The organism is Paenibacillus sp. E222, assembly GCF_013401555.1.
Classification (GTDB): domain Bacteria; phylum Bacillota; class Bacilli; order Paenibacillales; family Paenibacillaceae; genus Paenibacillus.
On record NZ_CP058552.1, the window covers coordinates 4,501,751 to 4,517,033 of the forward strand.

General features: G+C 44.7%; 10 protein-coding genes. 9 read left to right on the forward strand and 1 reads right to left on the reverse strand.

Annotation, left to right across the window (positions count from 1 at the left end; genetic code table 11):
• Positions 1-150 precede the first annotated feature (150 nt).
• The 3 genes from HW560_RS20355 (at position 151) to HW560_RS20365 (ending at position 3,429) form a co-directional block, all read left to right on the forward strand.
• Positions 151-1,383, forward strand: a complete 1,233-nt coding sequence (locus tag HW560_RS20355; protein WP_179264477.1) for a CynX/NimT family MFS transporter — start codon at positions 151-153, stop codon at positions 1,381-1,383.
• Between the two features lie 5 nt (positions 1,384-1,388).
• Positions 1,389-1,820: a universal stress protein gene (locus tag HW560_RS20360; protein WP_179264479.1), complete on the forward strand. Its 432-nt coding sequence runs from the start codon at positions 1,389-1,391 to the stop codon at positions 1,818-1,820.
• Positions 1,821-2,190: 370 nt separating this feature from the next.
• Complete coding sequence (locus HW560_RS20365; protein WP_090899194.1) at positions 2,191-3,429, forward strand: multidrug effflux MFS transporter; 1,239 nt, start codon at positions 2,191-2,193, stop codon at positions 3,427-3,429.
• A gap of 115 nt (positions 3,430-3,544) precedes the next feature.
• Here the strand turns inward: HW560_RS20365 and HW560_RS20370 are convergent, their stop codons facing one another.
• Positions 3,545-4,441 (reverse strand): AraC family transcriptional regulator, encoded by an 897-nt coding sequence (locus HW560_RS20370; protein WP_179264481.1) that lies wholly within the window; start codon positions 4,439-4,441, stop codon positions 3,545-3,547.
• Positions 4,442-4,568: 127 nt separating this feature from the next.
• Here HW560_RS20370 and HW560_RS20375 point away from each other — a divergent pair, with 127 nt between their 5' ends.
• The 6 genes from HW560_RS20375 to HW560_RS20400 all read left to right on the forward strand — a co-directional run bounded on the left by HW560_RS20375 (position 4,569) and on the right by HW560_RS20400 (position 15,150).
• A complete protein-coding gene (locus HW560_RS20375; RefSeq protein ID WP_179264483.1) occupies positions 4,569-7,964 on the forward strand; it encodes a tetratricopeptide repeat protein in 3,396 nt (1,131 codons plus the stop codon).
• An 86-nt stretch (positions 7,965-8,050) separates the two neighbouring features.
• Positions 8,051-9,337 carry a cellulase-like family protein gene (locus tag HW560_RS20380; RefSeq protein WP_179265869.1) on the forward strand — a complete coding sequence of 429 codons (1,287 nt, stop codon included), beginning with the start codon at positions 8,051-8,053 and terminating at the stop codon, positions 9,335-9,337.
• A 342-nt stretch (positions 9,338-9,679) separates the two neighbouring features.
• Positions 9,680-10,045 (forward strand): VOC family protein, encoded by a 366-nt coding sequence (locus tag HW560_RS20385; protein ID WP_179264485.1) that lies wholly within the window; start codon positions 9,680-9,682, stop codon positions 10,043-10,045.
• A gap of 184 nt (positions 10,046-10,229) precedes the next feature.
• Positions 10,230-11,756 carry a response regulator transcription factor gene (locus HW560_RS20390; RefSeq protein ID WP_090899178.1) on the forward strand — a complete coding sequence of 509 codons (1,527 nt, stop codon included), beginning with the start codon at positions 10,230-10,232 and terminating at the stop codon, positions 11,754-11,756.
• A 42-nt stretch (positions 11,757-11,798) separates the two neighbouring features.
• The gene (locus HW560_RS20395; protein WP_256222096.1) at positions 11,799-13,622 is read left to right on the forward strand and encodes a sensor histidine kinase; all 1,824 of its coding nucleotides are present in this window, start codon (positions 11,799-11,801) and stop codon (positions 13,620-13,622) included.
• On the forward strand, positions 13,612-15,150 hold the full coding sequence (locus tag HW560_RS20400; RefSeq protein ID WP_090899172.1) for a response regulator transcription factor: 1,539 nt from the start codon (positions 13,612-13,614) through the stop codon (positions 15,148-15,150). Before HW560_RS20395 ends, HW560_RS20400 begins: the two co-directional genes overlap by 11 nt.
• Positions 15,151-15,283: the final 133 nt, after the last annotated feature.

A 15,283-nucleotide genomic window follows, 5' to 3' on the forward strand; every position in this document is an offset into this window, starting at 1 on the left:
TTTCAGAAGATTAAATTATAATATAAAATACTTATTGTAAATAATGATATATTATAATATACTTTTGTTGTCCGCGCGGATCATATTACAACATTTTTATAATCAGCAGAGAACAAATAGTACCTGTAATTTCAGGAAGGAGTAATGGAGATGCTGAACAATCAAAATACAAAAGCCCTACCATCCTCTATAGGGTTTATCATTCTTGGCATTATTTTTATTGCTGCTAATTTACGTACTCCCTTAACATCAGTGGGTCCTTTAGTGAGTCTAATAAGGGATGACGTTCATATTTCAAATACATTAGCGGGCTTGATAACGACTTTACCCTTGCTTGCCTTTGCTTTATTATCACCTCTAGTACCCAAATTAGGCCGAAAATATGGGGTGGAACGTATCATTTTGCTTGCCCTAATTTTTTTGACAATTGGTATTGTAATACGTTCTTTATCTGGTGAAGCCAATCTGTATATTGGAACAGCCATTCTCGGATTTGCAATTGCCATATGTAATGTATTATTGCCAAGTATAATCAAAAGAGATTTCCCTAATAAAATTGGCTCTATGACAGGTCTCTACTCTGTTTCAATGTGTTTATGTGGAGCCATCGCATCAGGAATCAGTGTACCGCTAGCAGTGAACGCAGGTCTTAAATGGCAGGGAGCGTTAGGAATATGGGGGATTCTAAGTTTTGTAGCCATTCTCTGTTGGTTACCCCAATTAAGAAATCAATCGAAGCCAACAGTCACGACAAGTCAACAGAGGGCCAGTAACGATGTGAGTGTTTGGCGTTCCCCTCTTGCATGGCAAGTAACCTTGTTTATGGGTATACAGTCTATGGTTTTCTATGTGTTAATCGCATGGTTACCTGAAATTTTAAAGCAGCAAGGAATTGATTCGACCCAATCAGGTTGGTACCTCTCGATAATGCAATTAGCACTGCTTCCATTTACATTTATTGTTCCTGTTATTGCAGGGCGCATGTCTAGCCAACGTTTGTTAGTGGTTATCACTACCATTTTGCTTTTGACGGGAACGCTCGGGCTTCTTTACGGAAGCTCCAATATCATATTATTGTGGATCATATTACTGGGAATTGGTGGGGGCTTCGCCTTTAGTTTATCCATGATGTTTTTCGGGTTACGCACTGAAAATGCACATCAAGCTGCGGAACTGTCTGGCATGGCGCAATCGATCGGATATCTTCTTGCCGCAATTGGTCCTGCCCTTATAGGATATCTGCATGATGCGACAAATAGTTGGGATATGCCGCTTTTCATTTTGCTTGGCGCTTCGGTCTTACTCTTGTTAGCCGGAATGGGGGCAGCAAGAAACCGTTTTGTAGGTAGCGGAAGTAGTTATGAGCTGCCACGGAAAGGATGATAACGATGTTTAACAAAATTATTGTGGCCATTGATCAAGCTGAAATAACGAACAAACTTCTCAATGCAACCGTTGAAATAGCCCGAGACAAACAAAGCCAAGTTACCTTGGTTAATGTTAGTCAGGAATATGTATCGAATGGTATGACCTATTTACCAGAGAATTTCTTGGAAGAAATATTGAACGAAATGAAGAAAGCGAGTCTGGAAAAGTTGCAACAAGCCAAATCCAAATTAAAATCTGTGGGGATTAACTCAGAAACAGTTCTTCTTAAGGGAGATCCTTCACATGAAATATTAAAATATGCAAAGGATACTGAGCAGCAACTTATTATAATTGGAAGCCGGGGGCTAAGTGGCATAAAAGAAATGATGCTTGGAAGTGTCAGCCACAAGGTTTCACAGTTGTCAAAATGCCCAGTCCTCATTGTGCACTAAATCATTAGAAAACTGCAAGGCTGATGCATTAATAGTCTCGCCCCCTACTAGAGCAAAACTATACTTTGTTCTAGTAGGGGGCGATGATTGTTTTTAAACGAACTTTGGTTTCATTATGAAGCGGATAAGCTTATCCAGTGGTTATGCGCCCAACCCCCTTTTTAAAATATATGATTTGACTTACAGTTAACTCTATGTCTTATACTCCGATTAGGAAAGAAAAATAAGTGGCTTTTCTGGAGTAGGGCATTTACAATTTGTTAGGATAAACAGGATGTGGGGTGTGAACAGGGGATAGGTAATGCTAAATGGATTGTAATGACGATTCAAATAAACTAAATCACGTAATGAATTGGAGATTTAATCAACAATGATGAAGAGCAAGAGCAATAATTGGAATGTATTTGGCCTGGCATTGCTGCTGGGTTTATTTTCAACATTAGGTCCATTTACGATTGATATGTATTTACCGGCTTTCCCTGAGATTGCAGGGAATTTCAATACAAGCGCATCACTTGTTCAGTTTAGTCTTACTGCTTGTTTATTAGGGTTAGGTATGGGACAACTCGTTATGGGTCCTTTGAGTGATGCTCACGGTAGACGCAAACCGTTGTTAATCTCCATGGCGGCCTATATTATTTGCTCCTTGGCGTGCGCATATGCTCCTAATATCGGGCTCTTGATTTTGTTTCGTTTCACTCAAGGATTTGCGGCCTCAGCAGGGATTGTCATTTCTCGTGCGATAGCTAGGGACCTTTATAGTGGACATGAACTTACTAAATTCTTCTCTTTGCTGCTGCTTGTAGGGAATTTAGGGCCCTTGGCAGCACCGATCGCTGGAAGTGGTATTCTTTCATTCACGTCATGGATTGGTGTGTTTATCTCACTCTCATTTTTGGGCGTTTTCTTATTAATAATGACCAAATGGAGTTTGAAAGAGTCCAACCCGCCTGAACGACGTATGGCTCCCGACTTCAAGCAGCAGTTGGGGAATTACAAAACGCTTCTACGTGACCGCAAATTTGTTGGTTATATGCTGGCACAGGGAATCATGACGGCTGGCGTCTTTGCATATGTAGCGGGAACACCATTTATTTACCAAAATATTTATGGAGTCACACCAACTGTATTTGCTATATTATTTGCCTCGAACGGGATCAGCTTGATTATCGGTTCTCAAATCGTGGGACGGTTGGCACAACGTATACCGGAGCAGACCCTTCTATTAGCTGGACTCTGGCTTGCTTTGGCGGCAAGCGCTGCTGCATTGGTGGTAACTATAGTTCATGGTCCGCTGTTCGCTTTGGTCATTCCATTGTTCTTCTTCGTTTGCTCCATAGGGATTACGTCTACTGCGGCTTTCCCGCTTGCCATGGAGAGTCAAGCCAAGATGGCTGGAAGTGCAGCAGCACTGCTCGGAGTTGTTCCTTTCCTTCTAGGTGCCCTCGTTGCTCCTCTGGTTGGTATCGCAGGTGAAGACACTGCTGTCCCGTTAGGACTCACTTTATTAATGACGAGTCTTGTTGCGATTCTTACTTACTTCCTACTCGTTAAAAACATCTCGCATCAAACCCCACAACATGCTCAGTCTGATCCTGACTTTAATTGAGAATATGAGGGTTCCACCCTGTTGAATACAGAAAACCGTTGAACTTTAATTTAAAGACTCAACGGTTTTTCTATTGTGTGTAATGAAGGAAAGACGGCAAAGAAATTTCGAAAGGTTAGCCCTTCGGGATCTTCCGATAGCTGGAAGGGGAGTATCCCGATATTTTTTTGAAGAGGCGGGAGAAATAATAGGGATCACTAATGCCCACTGCATAGCTGACTTCCTTAATACTCAGTTCGGTAAGATCCAGAAGATGACCAGCCCGCTGAATCTTGAGCCGGAGGAAATATTCGATCGGAGCGACACCCGTTTCAGAATTAAACAGAAAGATCAGGTGCTGCTTCGATACCCCGACATGCATAGCCAACTCTGTAAGAGAAATAGAGTCGCTCATATGTACATTCATGTATTGAATTGCCTGTTCCAGGTAAGATTCACGTTTCTTCTCTTGTGCTGATTTGACGGCATTTAAGCCAATCCCGGAAAGCAACTGTCTTGTCGTTTGGGCCACATGTATGTGGGTAATCAGAGCATATGTCCGCTCGGCCAGCATTTCATAAGTAGGGACGAACCATTCCATTAAACGGGCTTTGCCGCTTGGCGATAAAGAGAGAGAGGCGTTAGACAAACCAAACATCTTCACCAATCGATTCGCATGGCTGCCTTTGAAATGAAACCAGTAGATACTCCATGGATTCTTCTGCATTGCCCCGTAACAATGTGCAGTTTCGGGTGGGATGATCATCATATCTCCCTGCTGCATCATCATTCGCTCTCCATGATTCAGCTCAACCCATCCTTCTCCCGCTTCACAAAAAATGAAAATATGTGATGGACTGCCTTCCAGACGTTCCCTGAAATGATACTGAGCGTTGGGAAAATAGCCGATATCCGTAATGAATAAGGTAGAGGTCAGTTCTTCTTGTTCCAGTTCTTTCATCCAATATTCCGGAAGTACATATAGCTTCTGCTCTTCAAATCCCTCACGCTTGCGAATATGGGCTGGCCCCATTCCAGTTACCCCCGTAATTCATAATTAGAATAAGAATATAATCCATCAATACCCGCATTTCGTCAATTGGAACCTGCCTTGCCAGCATATACAGTATAACTATCAAGACAAGGGAGGCAGTTCTGACATGAAGCATGAGGCTGTGGATCATAAGCTGGAGGTGGGTCCAACCGGGTCCAATCAGGTACAAGTGTGGGAAACCAGCGTGTTGATACCAACGTATGAGGCGGGTGAAGCTGACCCGAATCCTATGTTTCTGGAGAAAAGAGTTTATCAGGGAAGCTCCGGTCGTGTATATCCGCATCCAGTGATCGAGAGTATCTCGGATGTGAAGCATAATAAAAATTACAAATTGGTTATTCTGGAGAATCCATATATCCGTATTGAGATCATGCCGGAAATCGGCGGCAGAATCTACCGCGCGCTTGACAAGACGAACAATTATGATTTTGTCTATTATAACCGTGTTATTAAGCCTGCGCTGGTGGGCCTTGCTGGTCCTTGGATCTCCGGAGGAATTGAATTTAACTGGCCTCAGCACCACCGCCCTAATACATTTGGTCCGGTTGAATACAAATACGAGGAAAATGACGATGGCAGTGCTACAGTATGGGTAAGTGAGATTGACCGGATGTACGGCACAAAAGTAACGGCAGCCTTCAAGCTCTATCCAGACAAAGCCTACTTGGAGATCCATGCTCAATTATACAACCGGACACCTGAGCCGCAGACCTTCCTGTGGTGGGCGAATCCGGCTGTAGCGGTTAATGAATATACGCAATCCGTGTTTCCTCCAGACGTAACGGCTGTATTTGATCATGGCAAAAGGGATGTCTCGCGTTTCCCAATCGCGACCGGGACCTATTACAAACAGGATTATTCGGAAGGCGTAGATATTTCACGGTATAAAAACATCCCGGTTCCGACTTCGTACATGGCTTATAAATCCGATTATAATTTTGTCGGCGCATACGATCACGGCGTAGAGGCCGGATTGCTGCATGTGGCGAATCATCATATTTCTCCTGGCAAGAAACAATGGACCTGGGGAAATGGGGAGTTCGGTCAGGCGTGGGACCGTCAATTGACCGATGAAGACGGCCCGTACATTGAACTCATGACTGGAGTGTACACAGACAATCAGCCCGACTTTACATGGCTGCATCCCTACGAGGAGAAGACCTTCACCCAGTATTTCATGCCCTACAAAAACATCGGTGTCGTAAAAAATGCCTCCATCGAAGCAGCCATCAATCTGGAAGTGGATGCTGAAGCCGGAGAGGCAGTAATCAAGGTATATGCCACATCTGAACTTGAACATGCCCTTGTGGAGTTAAGCGGAGCAGCAACCCGATATCTACAGGAAACGCTTGAATTGTCCCCGGTAAAGGTTTACCAGAAGGTTATACCGCTGGAGAGCGGGGAGCAGGAGCATGATTTGAAGCTTTCTGTCCGAAATAGGGAAGGCAGGCTGCTGATTTCCTATCAACCGAAACGTAAGGATATTGAGCGCGTCCCTGATGCTGCCAGACCACTGGTGGCACCGGAAGAACTGCATTCAACCGAAGAACTGTACTTGGCTGGTCAGCATCTGGAGCAATATCGTCATGCTACGTTTGAGCCTGAAGCCTACTATCTGGAAGGCTTGAAGCGGGACAACGGAGATATCCGGTTGAATGTAGCTTATGGAACGTTACTGCTTCGCCGTGGATTATATATAGACAGCGAGCCGTATTTCCGTAAAGCGATGGAGCGGTTGACCTGGCGTAATCCGAATCCTTATGACAGCGAGGCATACTACCAGCTGGGGGTAGCACTGCGTGGCCAAGGCCGTTTGGATGAAGCGTTTGCTGCTTTTCACAAATCGGTATGGTCGGCAGCATGGCAGGATGCAGGGTACTTCTCACTTGCTCAGATTTCCACCTTGAAAGGCCAGTACGTCGAGGCAATGGAACAGGTTGAGCGTTCACTCATCCGCAATTCCCGAAACTACAAAGCGCGTAATCTGAAAGCCGCATTGCTACGCAAGCTTGGGTTGTTTGATAAAGCAAAGGGCTATGCACTTGAAACCCTGGAATTGGATGTTGCGGATTTTGGAGCTTATAATGAATTGGCATTGGCTTATTCAGCCTTGGGAGATAAGGATGCTGCACAGGGTATTTTGTCTGAATTACAGCAATTGATGAGAAATGATGCTCACAACTACCTGAATGTCATCGCAGACTATATGAACAGCGGTCTCTACGAAGAAGCCATTGAAGTAGGGGAAAGAATAGTGAATCCGGAGAATTCCGTCTATCCGATGCTGTATTATGCACTCGCTGCATTATATGAACGTACCGGACAACATGAGCATGCTCAAGAAGCTCGCCGTAAGGGACAATGGGCTGATCCAATCTATTGTTTCCCGAACACGTTGTTTGAACATGAGCTGCTGGTAAGTGCAGTTCATGCTAATCCGGAGGACGATAAGGCTCATTACTATCTGGGAAATTTCTATTATGACAAGAAACGGCCTATCGAGGCGATTGCCAGCTGGGAGCGGTCCCGCGAACTCCGCAATGATTATCCGACGGTACACCGCAACTTGGGGTTGGCCTATTACAACAAGCAGAACAACCCGCAAGCGGCCCTAACTTCGCTTGAGATGGCCTTTGCTTGTGCACCGCATGATGGTCGTATCTTCTATGAACTGGATCAGCTGCGTAAGAAGCTCGCATGGTCAATAGACGAACGCCTAAATATGCTTGAAGAGCGGCGAGATCTGGTTGAGAAGCGGGATGATCTGTATGTGGAATACGTAACCTTGCTAAACAATCTTAAACGTTATCAAGAGGCAATCGCTGCCTTGTCTCTGCGCAATTTCCATCCGTGGGAAGGTGGAGAGGGGAAAGTGACCGGGCAATATAAGTTGGCTCATACCGAGCTTGGTAAACAAGCGCTGCAAAACGGTCATTATGAAGCAGCAGCTCAGCATTTACAACAAGCATTAGTCTATCCGTTGAATCTGGGAGAAGGTAAGTTGGAAGGAACTCAGGAGAATAATATTTATTATTATCTCGGCATGGCCTACGAAGGTCTGCAGCGGGAATCAGAAGCCATCGCTAGTTACACCATAGCTTCACAGGGTTTGGCAGAGCCGACAAGTGCGTTGTTCTACAACGATCAGCCGCCAGAAATGATCTTTTACCAAGGGTTGGCCTGGTTGAAGCTCCGTAACGAGAAGGAAGCCAAGCGTCGCTTCAATAAACTAATTGATTATGCTGAAAAGCATATTTTTGACGATATCCAAATGGATTATTTTGCTGTATCCTTGCCGGATTTCCTGGTATTTGAGGATGATTTGAACCAGCGCAATGTAATCCATTGTCGATACATGAGAGGCTTGGGACTTCTGGGGCTTGGCCGTGACGAAGAAGCCGGAACCGAACTTGAGTTGGTTCTGAAAATGGAGCCAGCTCATCAAGGGGCAATGGTTCATAGAGGGTATCCCCGGCAATGGCGTGAAGGATTTCAACCTTGATGATTCCTCAAATAACATTGTCCATTGGTTGGGTCACAGAGGGAAAAATCTGTATTGCTAAAAACTAAAAAGAGGGTGTAATGATAATGGATGTAGCGCTTAGCAAGTTACCAAGCAAACTAACCATCACAATGTGGGATTTCTCCTGGTACACCATGACCTTACCGGGAGAACCATACAGCGACCTAGAGACGAGATTTAAGGAAGCGGTAGAGAGGGGCTACAATACGATCCGAATCTGTGCGATGCCCTTCTTATTGTTTACGGCGGAAGGCAAACGGTCGGGCCCGTTACACTTCGGTAGTCTTGGTGAGATCGGACAGCGGACACGCTGGTACAGCTGTCGGGGCGGCGCCGAGCTGGATGGGCATGCGCATTTGCTGGAGTTGTTCAGACAGGCCAAGGCCCATGGCTGTTATATCATGCTGTCTTCGTGGGAATATCAGCAGAGCCCCAGCTTTCTGGCTTTTCCCGGGTTGCGCGATGAGCTGGCTGCCATAGCTCCGGAGGAGCGATTTATGGCTATTGCGAGATCCATGGATCAGCTTATCCGGTATATAAAAGCAGAAGGATACGATAAGCAGATCGTCTACGCGGAGCTGCATAATGAGGTGGAGTTCGGGCAATTGACCGAGATTGGAACCGCTCAAGGTATTGCCCCGTCCAATGTACCGGCACTAGTGGAAGCCATGCAGCCTTATATTGAAGAGGCCGTAGGTTATCTTAGAAGTGTGCACCCGGATATCCTGATGACAGCAAGCTATACACTAAATGAAGCCTATCCCAAATCCTATGTAGCGGGAAATTTACAGGTTGCACATTTTCATCTCTATATCAAAGGGGTATTGAGTGAATTAACCGAAGCGGCAGGACTTGAGGGTGACCAGGCACCTTTTCCCGGCGCATTCGTCCAATCGCTCCTGCGGGAGGATGCGCCTCCATTTGAAGAGTACTCGCTACCCCGTGGCCAAGAATGGAGGATGGAAGGAAATCCGGTAGGGCTTAGACTGCTTTATCTGCATGACTGGGTGGAGCCAGACCAATGGGATCTTTTTTTATATGACAATTACAGTAAACATAAGCTGGCAATGCTGCAAAAGGCAGATATGCGCTTGGAGGAAGCTCATGAATGGGCGGCTCATTCCGGGTTGCCAGTCGTTATAGGGGAAGGATACGTTGGTTATACGCCGCTGTTAGCGGGATTCGAGGAGGGGCCTGTGGGGAAATTTATTGCAGAGTACGCGCTGCGAAAAGGAATGGCTCTGGGCTTCTGGGGAATGACTCTATGCTCTAACTGTGCACCGCATCATCCATTCTGGGATGATATCGCCTGGCAACAGAAATGGAACCGCTATATTCTTGATTCGAAATAGCAGTTATATTAGGCAGGAACCAAACTTGATCTGCGCCTCTTATCAGAAACGTCGTACATCAGAGGGAATACTTAACTATATTCGTACACTACGACTAAAGGAAGAAAATAAGAAAAAAAAGTCACTCCCCTAGATTTTCATCTGAATTAATTTCTTATTATTGGATTGGCCAAAATTTATGATTTCATAAGGGCTACATCCCACTTTTGCATTATCAGGTTAGCCAGAATCTTCTGGTTAGCCTTTTTGTCGATTGAATAACATGGTACTAGATGATAATGTGAATTAAGGGAGAGGCTTCCTCAATGGAGGGAATATATTATTTGAATCGAGGTTCTGAATATGAAGGTAAAACGAATTGTTACCAATATTCATACGGAGAACGTTGCAGCAGCAAAAAGCTTTTATCAGGACGTGCTTGAACTTGATTCATTGATGAATCAGGGTTGGATTGAAACCTACGGATTACTTGGGGAGGATAACGTTCAAATAAGTATTGCCACACAAGGTGGCTCCAATACACCTACACCTGATCTTTCGATTGAAGTCGATGATGTTGATGTAGTGTACGAACGCATGAAAAGCGCTGGTTATACAATAGAATATGAACTTACGGATGAGCCTTGGGGAGTTCGTCGATTCTATGTCCGTGATCCATTTGGTAAGTTAATCAACATTCTTGCCCATAGACATGGCTGTTCAAATTAAATCATTTTCTTTAAAAAGTATTGTTTATTGGCTTGAAGTATTGGTATTCTTTTCTTGGATGTTATGATTTAATAAATATCTTAATTTCGAGGAGTACGCTGACACATAATTGAAACAGAGAGATTAATGTTTGTGTCCAAGGTAAAAGCAGATTATTCATCACTATTAACGGGGGGAAACAAGAATGATGAATGTTTTGTTGGTGGATGATGAGCCATGGGTACTGGAAGGTCTACGAACAATGGTAAATTGGAACAAATACGGTTTTCAAATTTGTGGAGAGGCCGAGAACGGAAATGCTGCTTGGGCCATTATTGAGGATCTTCAGCCAGACCTGGTATTTACAGATATTCATATGCCTTCCGTTAGTGGACTTGAGCTGATTGGCCGTTCGATGCAAAAACTAGCCAAACCGCCGCGATTTGTCATATTAAGCGGATACGATAGCTTCGATTATGCGAAAACAGCGCTGGAACAGCGTGTGGAGGATTATTTACTCAAACCCATTGATGAGGTTGAGATTGAAAACGTATTAGAACAGATGAGTCTTAAAATTCAGAACGAGCTTGTCTCAGAGAAATTGCATCAACACGAGCGTACTTTATATGTAAATTGTTTGTTCAACCGCCTGTTTCAAGGGGAGGACAGCAGCGAACTGCAAGCCGAAGTGGAAAGTTTATTGCAAATGGAGGGTCATGAGAACATGGCCTGTCTTTTAATTGAGACGGATTCATGCAATGAGGAAATACAGTCACACGTACAGCGTTTTGCAAGCGATCATCACTATGAATTTTTTATGGATGCTGAAGGAAGAATGGGTGTGTTTGCTGCTGAAATTGAAGATTCTTTGAGCTGGCTTGAGAGGTTAGGGGGAAACCTGTTTGAGATGTACTCCGATCATGCATCGATCATTATGGCATTTGGATATCATTCAGGTGGAGTAGGCGCTATGCGGACGGTATATGAAAAAGCATTATCTACGCTAAAATGGAAGCGTTATCAGAAAGGGAGCGGTATTTTTCACGATCAAGATTTGCCACGAAATGGTAGCATCGCAACCGTAAACCAAAAAGCTTTGACTAATCTGTTTAGAACTATTTTAACAGGTGAAGAGGATGGGCTGGAGAGAGGCGTGCAAGAGCTGCTTGCGAATCCAGACCGGGGGTTACCTGTGTCGGATATAGAATATGTTCGTGTACAATTGCTCGCCCTTGAAATGGGAGTTCTCAAGCAGCTGAAGGAGCTGGATGGAGATGTTGACAGGTTTGTGTTGCAGTTGCAACCTATGTTAGGAGGCTTAACTGATATTGACTCTTATCCTGCATTTCGGGAATATGCGCTTATATTAAGTCTCAACGCTTTGAGAGCTCTTCAGGAGCAGCGGAAAGAAAAAGAATGCAGCACGATTTTTCGTGTGGTGCAATATGTTAACCAGGAGTTTCGGGAGAAGCTGCAGCTCCAGGAACTTGCACAGAAATTTCATATGAATGCCAACTATTTGGGGCAAGCCTTCAAACAGCAGACGGGTAAGTCTTTTCGGGAATATCTGAATGATAAACGGATCGAGGAAGCCAAGAGGCTGCTTCGTCAGAGCTGTTCCAGCATAGCCGAAGTTGCGGTCCATTCAGGGTACCCCAATGCCGATTATTTTGTAAGTCAGTTCAAACGAATGACGGGGATGGCTCCTTCTGCATACCGGAAACAACTGTAGATACACTCGACAAGTAACAAATGAAGGATGGCGATGGAAGATATGCTTAAAAAAATCCGATTTCGCGGCATCGTGAACGATATTCCTTTGAACTACAAGTTTATGCTGATCTATGTTTTTGGTATTTTGCTTCCAATCATAGCAAGCAATTATTTGTTCATGGATCGGATGTCGGGGCTAATCAAGGAGCGGGAAGAACAGAATTTGCAAATCTCACTGGGGCGGGCCAGAAAGGATATTCACACCATGATTGACGGGGGGGTAGCTGTCAGTCACGCCTTAATCACGGACAAGCTGTTGTCTGAATCTATGGATCGTGTATACAATGGCCAGCTGGATTTCTACAATACATTCGACGAGCAGCTGCGCCATCGGATGACTTCCTATATTCCCGTGAACAATCAGATTCAGCGAATCGGCATCTACACGGATAACCCAACCATTGTGTCAGGAGGGGACTATTATTATCTGGGCAGCTCAATGAAAACCAGTGCCTGGTACAGACAATGGGAAAAGGCAGGGGAAACACTAAGTGTGCTCGCTTATCGCGATCAGGCGGTGAATGATCGCGCGGCGACCTCGTCTTATTTTAGCGTGATTGAAAAAATGGACTATTACAACGCAGACAACTCTTACAAGAAGTTGGTACGCATTGATTTTTACCTGAATCGGTTCTATGACGTTATTGCAAGAGAGAAAAGTTCGCTGGACCTGTATCTGGTCAACGCCGAGAATCAAATTATCGTGTCCACAGATGACAAGTATCAGGGCGAGGTAGGTAGTGATTATGCGTTATTCGATACGAGCAAGGCGGCAGACCAGGACCTACATATCGTCCCGATTGGCAATGCCAGCTATGTGAAAGGTTGGAAGCTCATTGGCGTGCCTCAGGAAACACGTGTCAAACAAGCAATGCTTTCCATGAAACTATATTACGGCATGCTGGCCGGTATCATTACTTTGGTTACCTCCATCTTCATCTATGTCATGCTGCGTTCATACAATTATCGAGTGAAGCGTCTGTCCAGACATATGCAAAAGGTGGGTAACGAGAAATTTGATCTGATCAACATTGATGGTGGACAGGATGAAATAGGTCATCTGATTCGTAATTTCAATATGATGACCGCACAGATCCATTCCTTGATCAATAATGTGTACAAGCTTGAAATTCAGCAGCGGAGCCAGGAAGCTGAGCGCATTCGCGCTGAGCTGAATTTGCTGCAAAGCCAAATGAATCCCCATTTTTTATTCAATACGCTCAATGCGCTGCTGGTGGTCAGCACCAAAAACAATTATGCGGATGTTAAGGATATTATCAAGGACCTATCCAAGCTGCTTCGCCGTCTGTTGAATTGGAAGGACGATGTGGTCACCCTGGAAGAAGAGATGAGTTTTACGGTCATGTATCTGGGAATTGAAAAATTCCGTTTTCGAGACAAGTTTGAATTTTACATTGATATTAGCGATGAGGCGAGTCAGTATAGAATTCCCAAAATGAGTATCCAGCAATTGGCCGAGAATGCATGTAAACACGGAATTCAGGCTATTGAGGGGCTCGGCTATGTGAAAATTAAAGCGGAAGTTGTGAGCGAGCGCCTGCGCGTCGTTGTATCTGATAATGGTAAGGGCATGAACAAGGAACGGTTACAAGAGGTTCTGTATCATATGCGAAGCAAGGAGGAGAGCGGGGAGAGTAATATTGGCATACGTAACGTATATCGCCGTCTTGAATTGTATTATGACGATAAAGTGAATTTTAACCTGGTGAGCAGAATAGGTGAGGGGACAGAGGTCTCATTCGAAATACCGTTGCAACTGCTAGAGCATCAGGGTAAAGAGGGAGGTAGAGACAATGGCATTTAAAGTGCTGCTGATTGATGATGAACCATGGGCGCTAGAGGGCTTGGAGCTGGTGATTCCATGGGAAAGTCTTGGCTTTGAGGTAGGCGCTTTGTGCGGCAATGGTGCGGAAGGATTAAAACGAATGGAAGAGCTAAAGCCCGATCTTGTTGTGGTGGATATTCATATGCCAATCATGAATGGACTTGAAATGATTGAAGAATGGCGGCGTAGAGGTAACTGGTCGACCAAGTTCATTATTCTTACGGGGTACAGCGATTTTGAGTTTGCGCGAAAAGCGCTTAAATTCAAAGTTTCCGGTTATCTCTTAAAGCCATTGGACGAGGAACAGGCGGAGTCCGAAATTCGTATGATGGGCAAGGAACTGATGAAGGAGCAAGAGCAGCTTTATATTGGGCAGATCGCATTGAGAGAGCAGGAGATTTTGACAATGAAGGAGGCTTTATTAGGCAAAGTGCTGTCAGCAGAAGGGACTCAATTAATGGACTCACTGTCCCGGTCAGCTGAATCCTGGAATGTCTGCCTGGTTCAGGTGTCGGAGAAAGACTTTGGCCAGTGGAGCAGTCTTGCTTCAGAGGTTATGAACGGACGGCATGTTATTTATATCATTCGTATGCGAAATGATCTCGTATCTATTGTGTTCGGCGATGTTTCCCCCGGGCCGCAGAGAACGAGCGACAATTTAAGAAAACAATTAGAAGCACTGGCTCGCCGTCTGGCGGGCTTTCGTACATATATGGCGATTGGCTCAACCGAATCCTCTCTTCATCACATCAGCAACTCCCGTATAACAGCAGAGAAGGCGCTGCTGCACGCCTTTTATGAAGTGGAAGGGAACAGCATATTGGATTATACCGATCTCCAGAACCATGATTTTCAAAGGCATTACCAACAGGTTGAACTGATTGAGCGAGTGCTGGGAGCACTTCAGCTCATTGATTACAATAACTACCAGTCCGCTGTGGAGTTTATAGAGCAATCTTTTCGACAGATGCGGGTCCATCCGGATGAGGCTCGGAAATTTGTAATTTACCTTCTTCATGAAATTCGGGCTTACATGAGGGCGCAAATGGCTGAAGATTCAGAGAATTACCGTTTGTTCGAAATCCCGGATCTGGATGAAGCACTGTTAACCTTTGATGATTTGATCGGCATGCTGCATTCGTGCGGTAGAGTCTGCTTTGAGTTATTGCTTAAAGAGAGCGTATTCGAAGCGCAGGGTATTGTGCAGGATATCAACGACTACATACATGCGCATTTCCGGGAGGCATTGACGATTAAGATGCTGTCTGAACGTTTCTTCCTGCATCCGGCTTACTTAGGGCAACTGTTGATACGCAAAAATGGAATCGGCTTCAATGAACTGCTTCATAACCTGAGGGTTGAGGAGGCATGTCGGTTGCTACAGATGAATCAGTACAAAAATAGCGAGGTCTCGGAAAAGGTTGGATACGCCAATTACCATCATTTTTTAAAACAGTTTGAGAAACGCATGGGAATGTCTCCTACCGAATATAAGAAAAACGTCTAGCAACGTACCTTCTAGGAAGCCAGACCGCGTATCGTAGAAGTTTTTCTTGATATGTCAGGAAGCATTGCTCTGAAGTTTAACCATTTCAAGATATGATAAGAAAACCTGAGCTTTTCTCGGAAAGAGCTATAAT

What these genes read in the sequence shown, in the direction of transcription:
- HW560_RS20355 (WP_179264477.1), top strand. Translation starts at nt 151, where the DNA reads ATGCTGAACAATCAAAATACAAAAGCCCTACCATCCTCTATAGGGTTT.
- HW560_RS20360 (WP_179264479.1), top strand. Translation starts at nt 1,389, where the DNA reads ATGTTTAACAAAATTATTGTGGCCATTGATCAAGCTGAAATAACGAAC.
- HW560_RS20365 (WP_090899194.1), top strand. Translation starts at nt 2,191, where the DNA reads ATGATGAAGAGCAAGAGCAATAATTGGAATGTATTTGGCCTGGCATTG.
- HW560_RS20370 (WP_179264481.1), bottom strand. Translation starts at nt 4,441, where the DNA reads ATGGGGCCAGCCCATATTCGCAAGCGTGAGGGATTTGAAGAGCAGAAG.
- HW560_RS20375 (WP_179264483.1), top strand. Translation starts at nt 4,569, where the DNA reads ATGAAGCATGAGGCTGTGGATCATAAGCTGGAGGTGGGTCCAACCGGG.
- HW560_RS20380 (WP_179265869.1), top strand. Translation starts at nt 8,051, where the DNA reads ATGGATGTAGCGCTTAGCAAGTTACCAAGCAAACTAACCATCACAATG.
- HW560_RS20385 (WP_179264485.1), top strand. Translation starts at nt 9,680, where the DNA reads ATGAAGGTAAAACGAATTGTTACCAATATTCATACGGAGAACGTTGCA.
- HW560_RS20390 (WP_090899178.1), top strand. Translation starts at nt 10,230, where the DNA reads ATGATGAATGTTTTGTTGGTGGATGATGAGCCATGGGTACTGGAAGGT.
- HW560_RS20395 (WP_256222096.1), top strand. Translation starts at nt 11,799, where the DNA reads ATGCTTAAAAAAATCCGATTTCGCGGCATCGTGAACGATATTCCTTTG.
- HW560_RS20400 (WP_090899172.1), top strand. Translation starts at nt 13,612, where the DNA reads ATGGCATTTAAAGTGCTGCTGATTGATGATGAACCATGGGCGCTAGAG.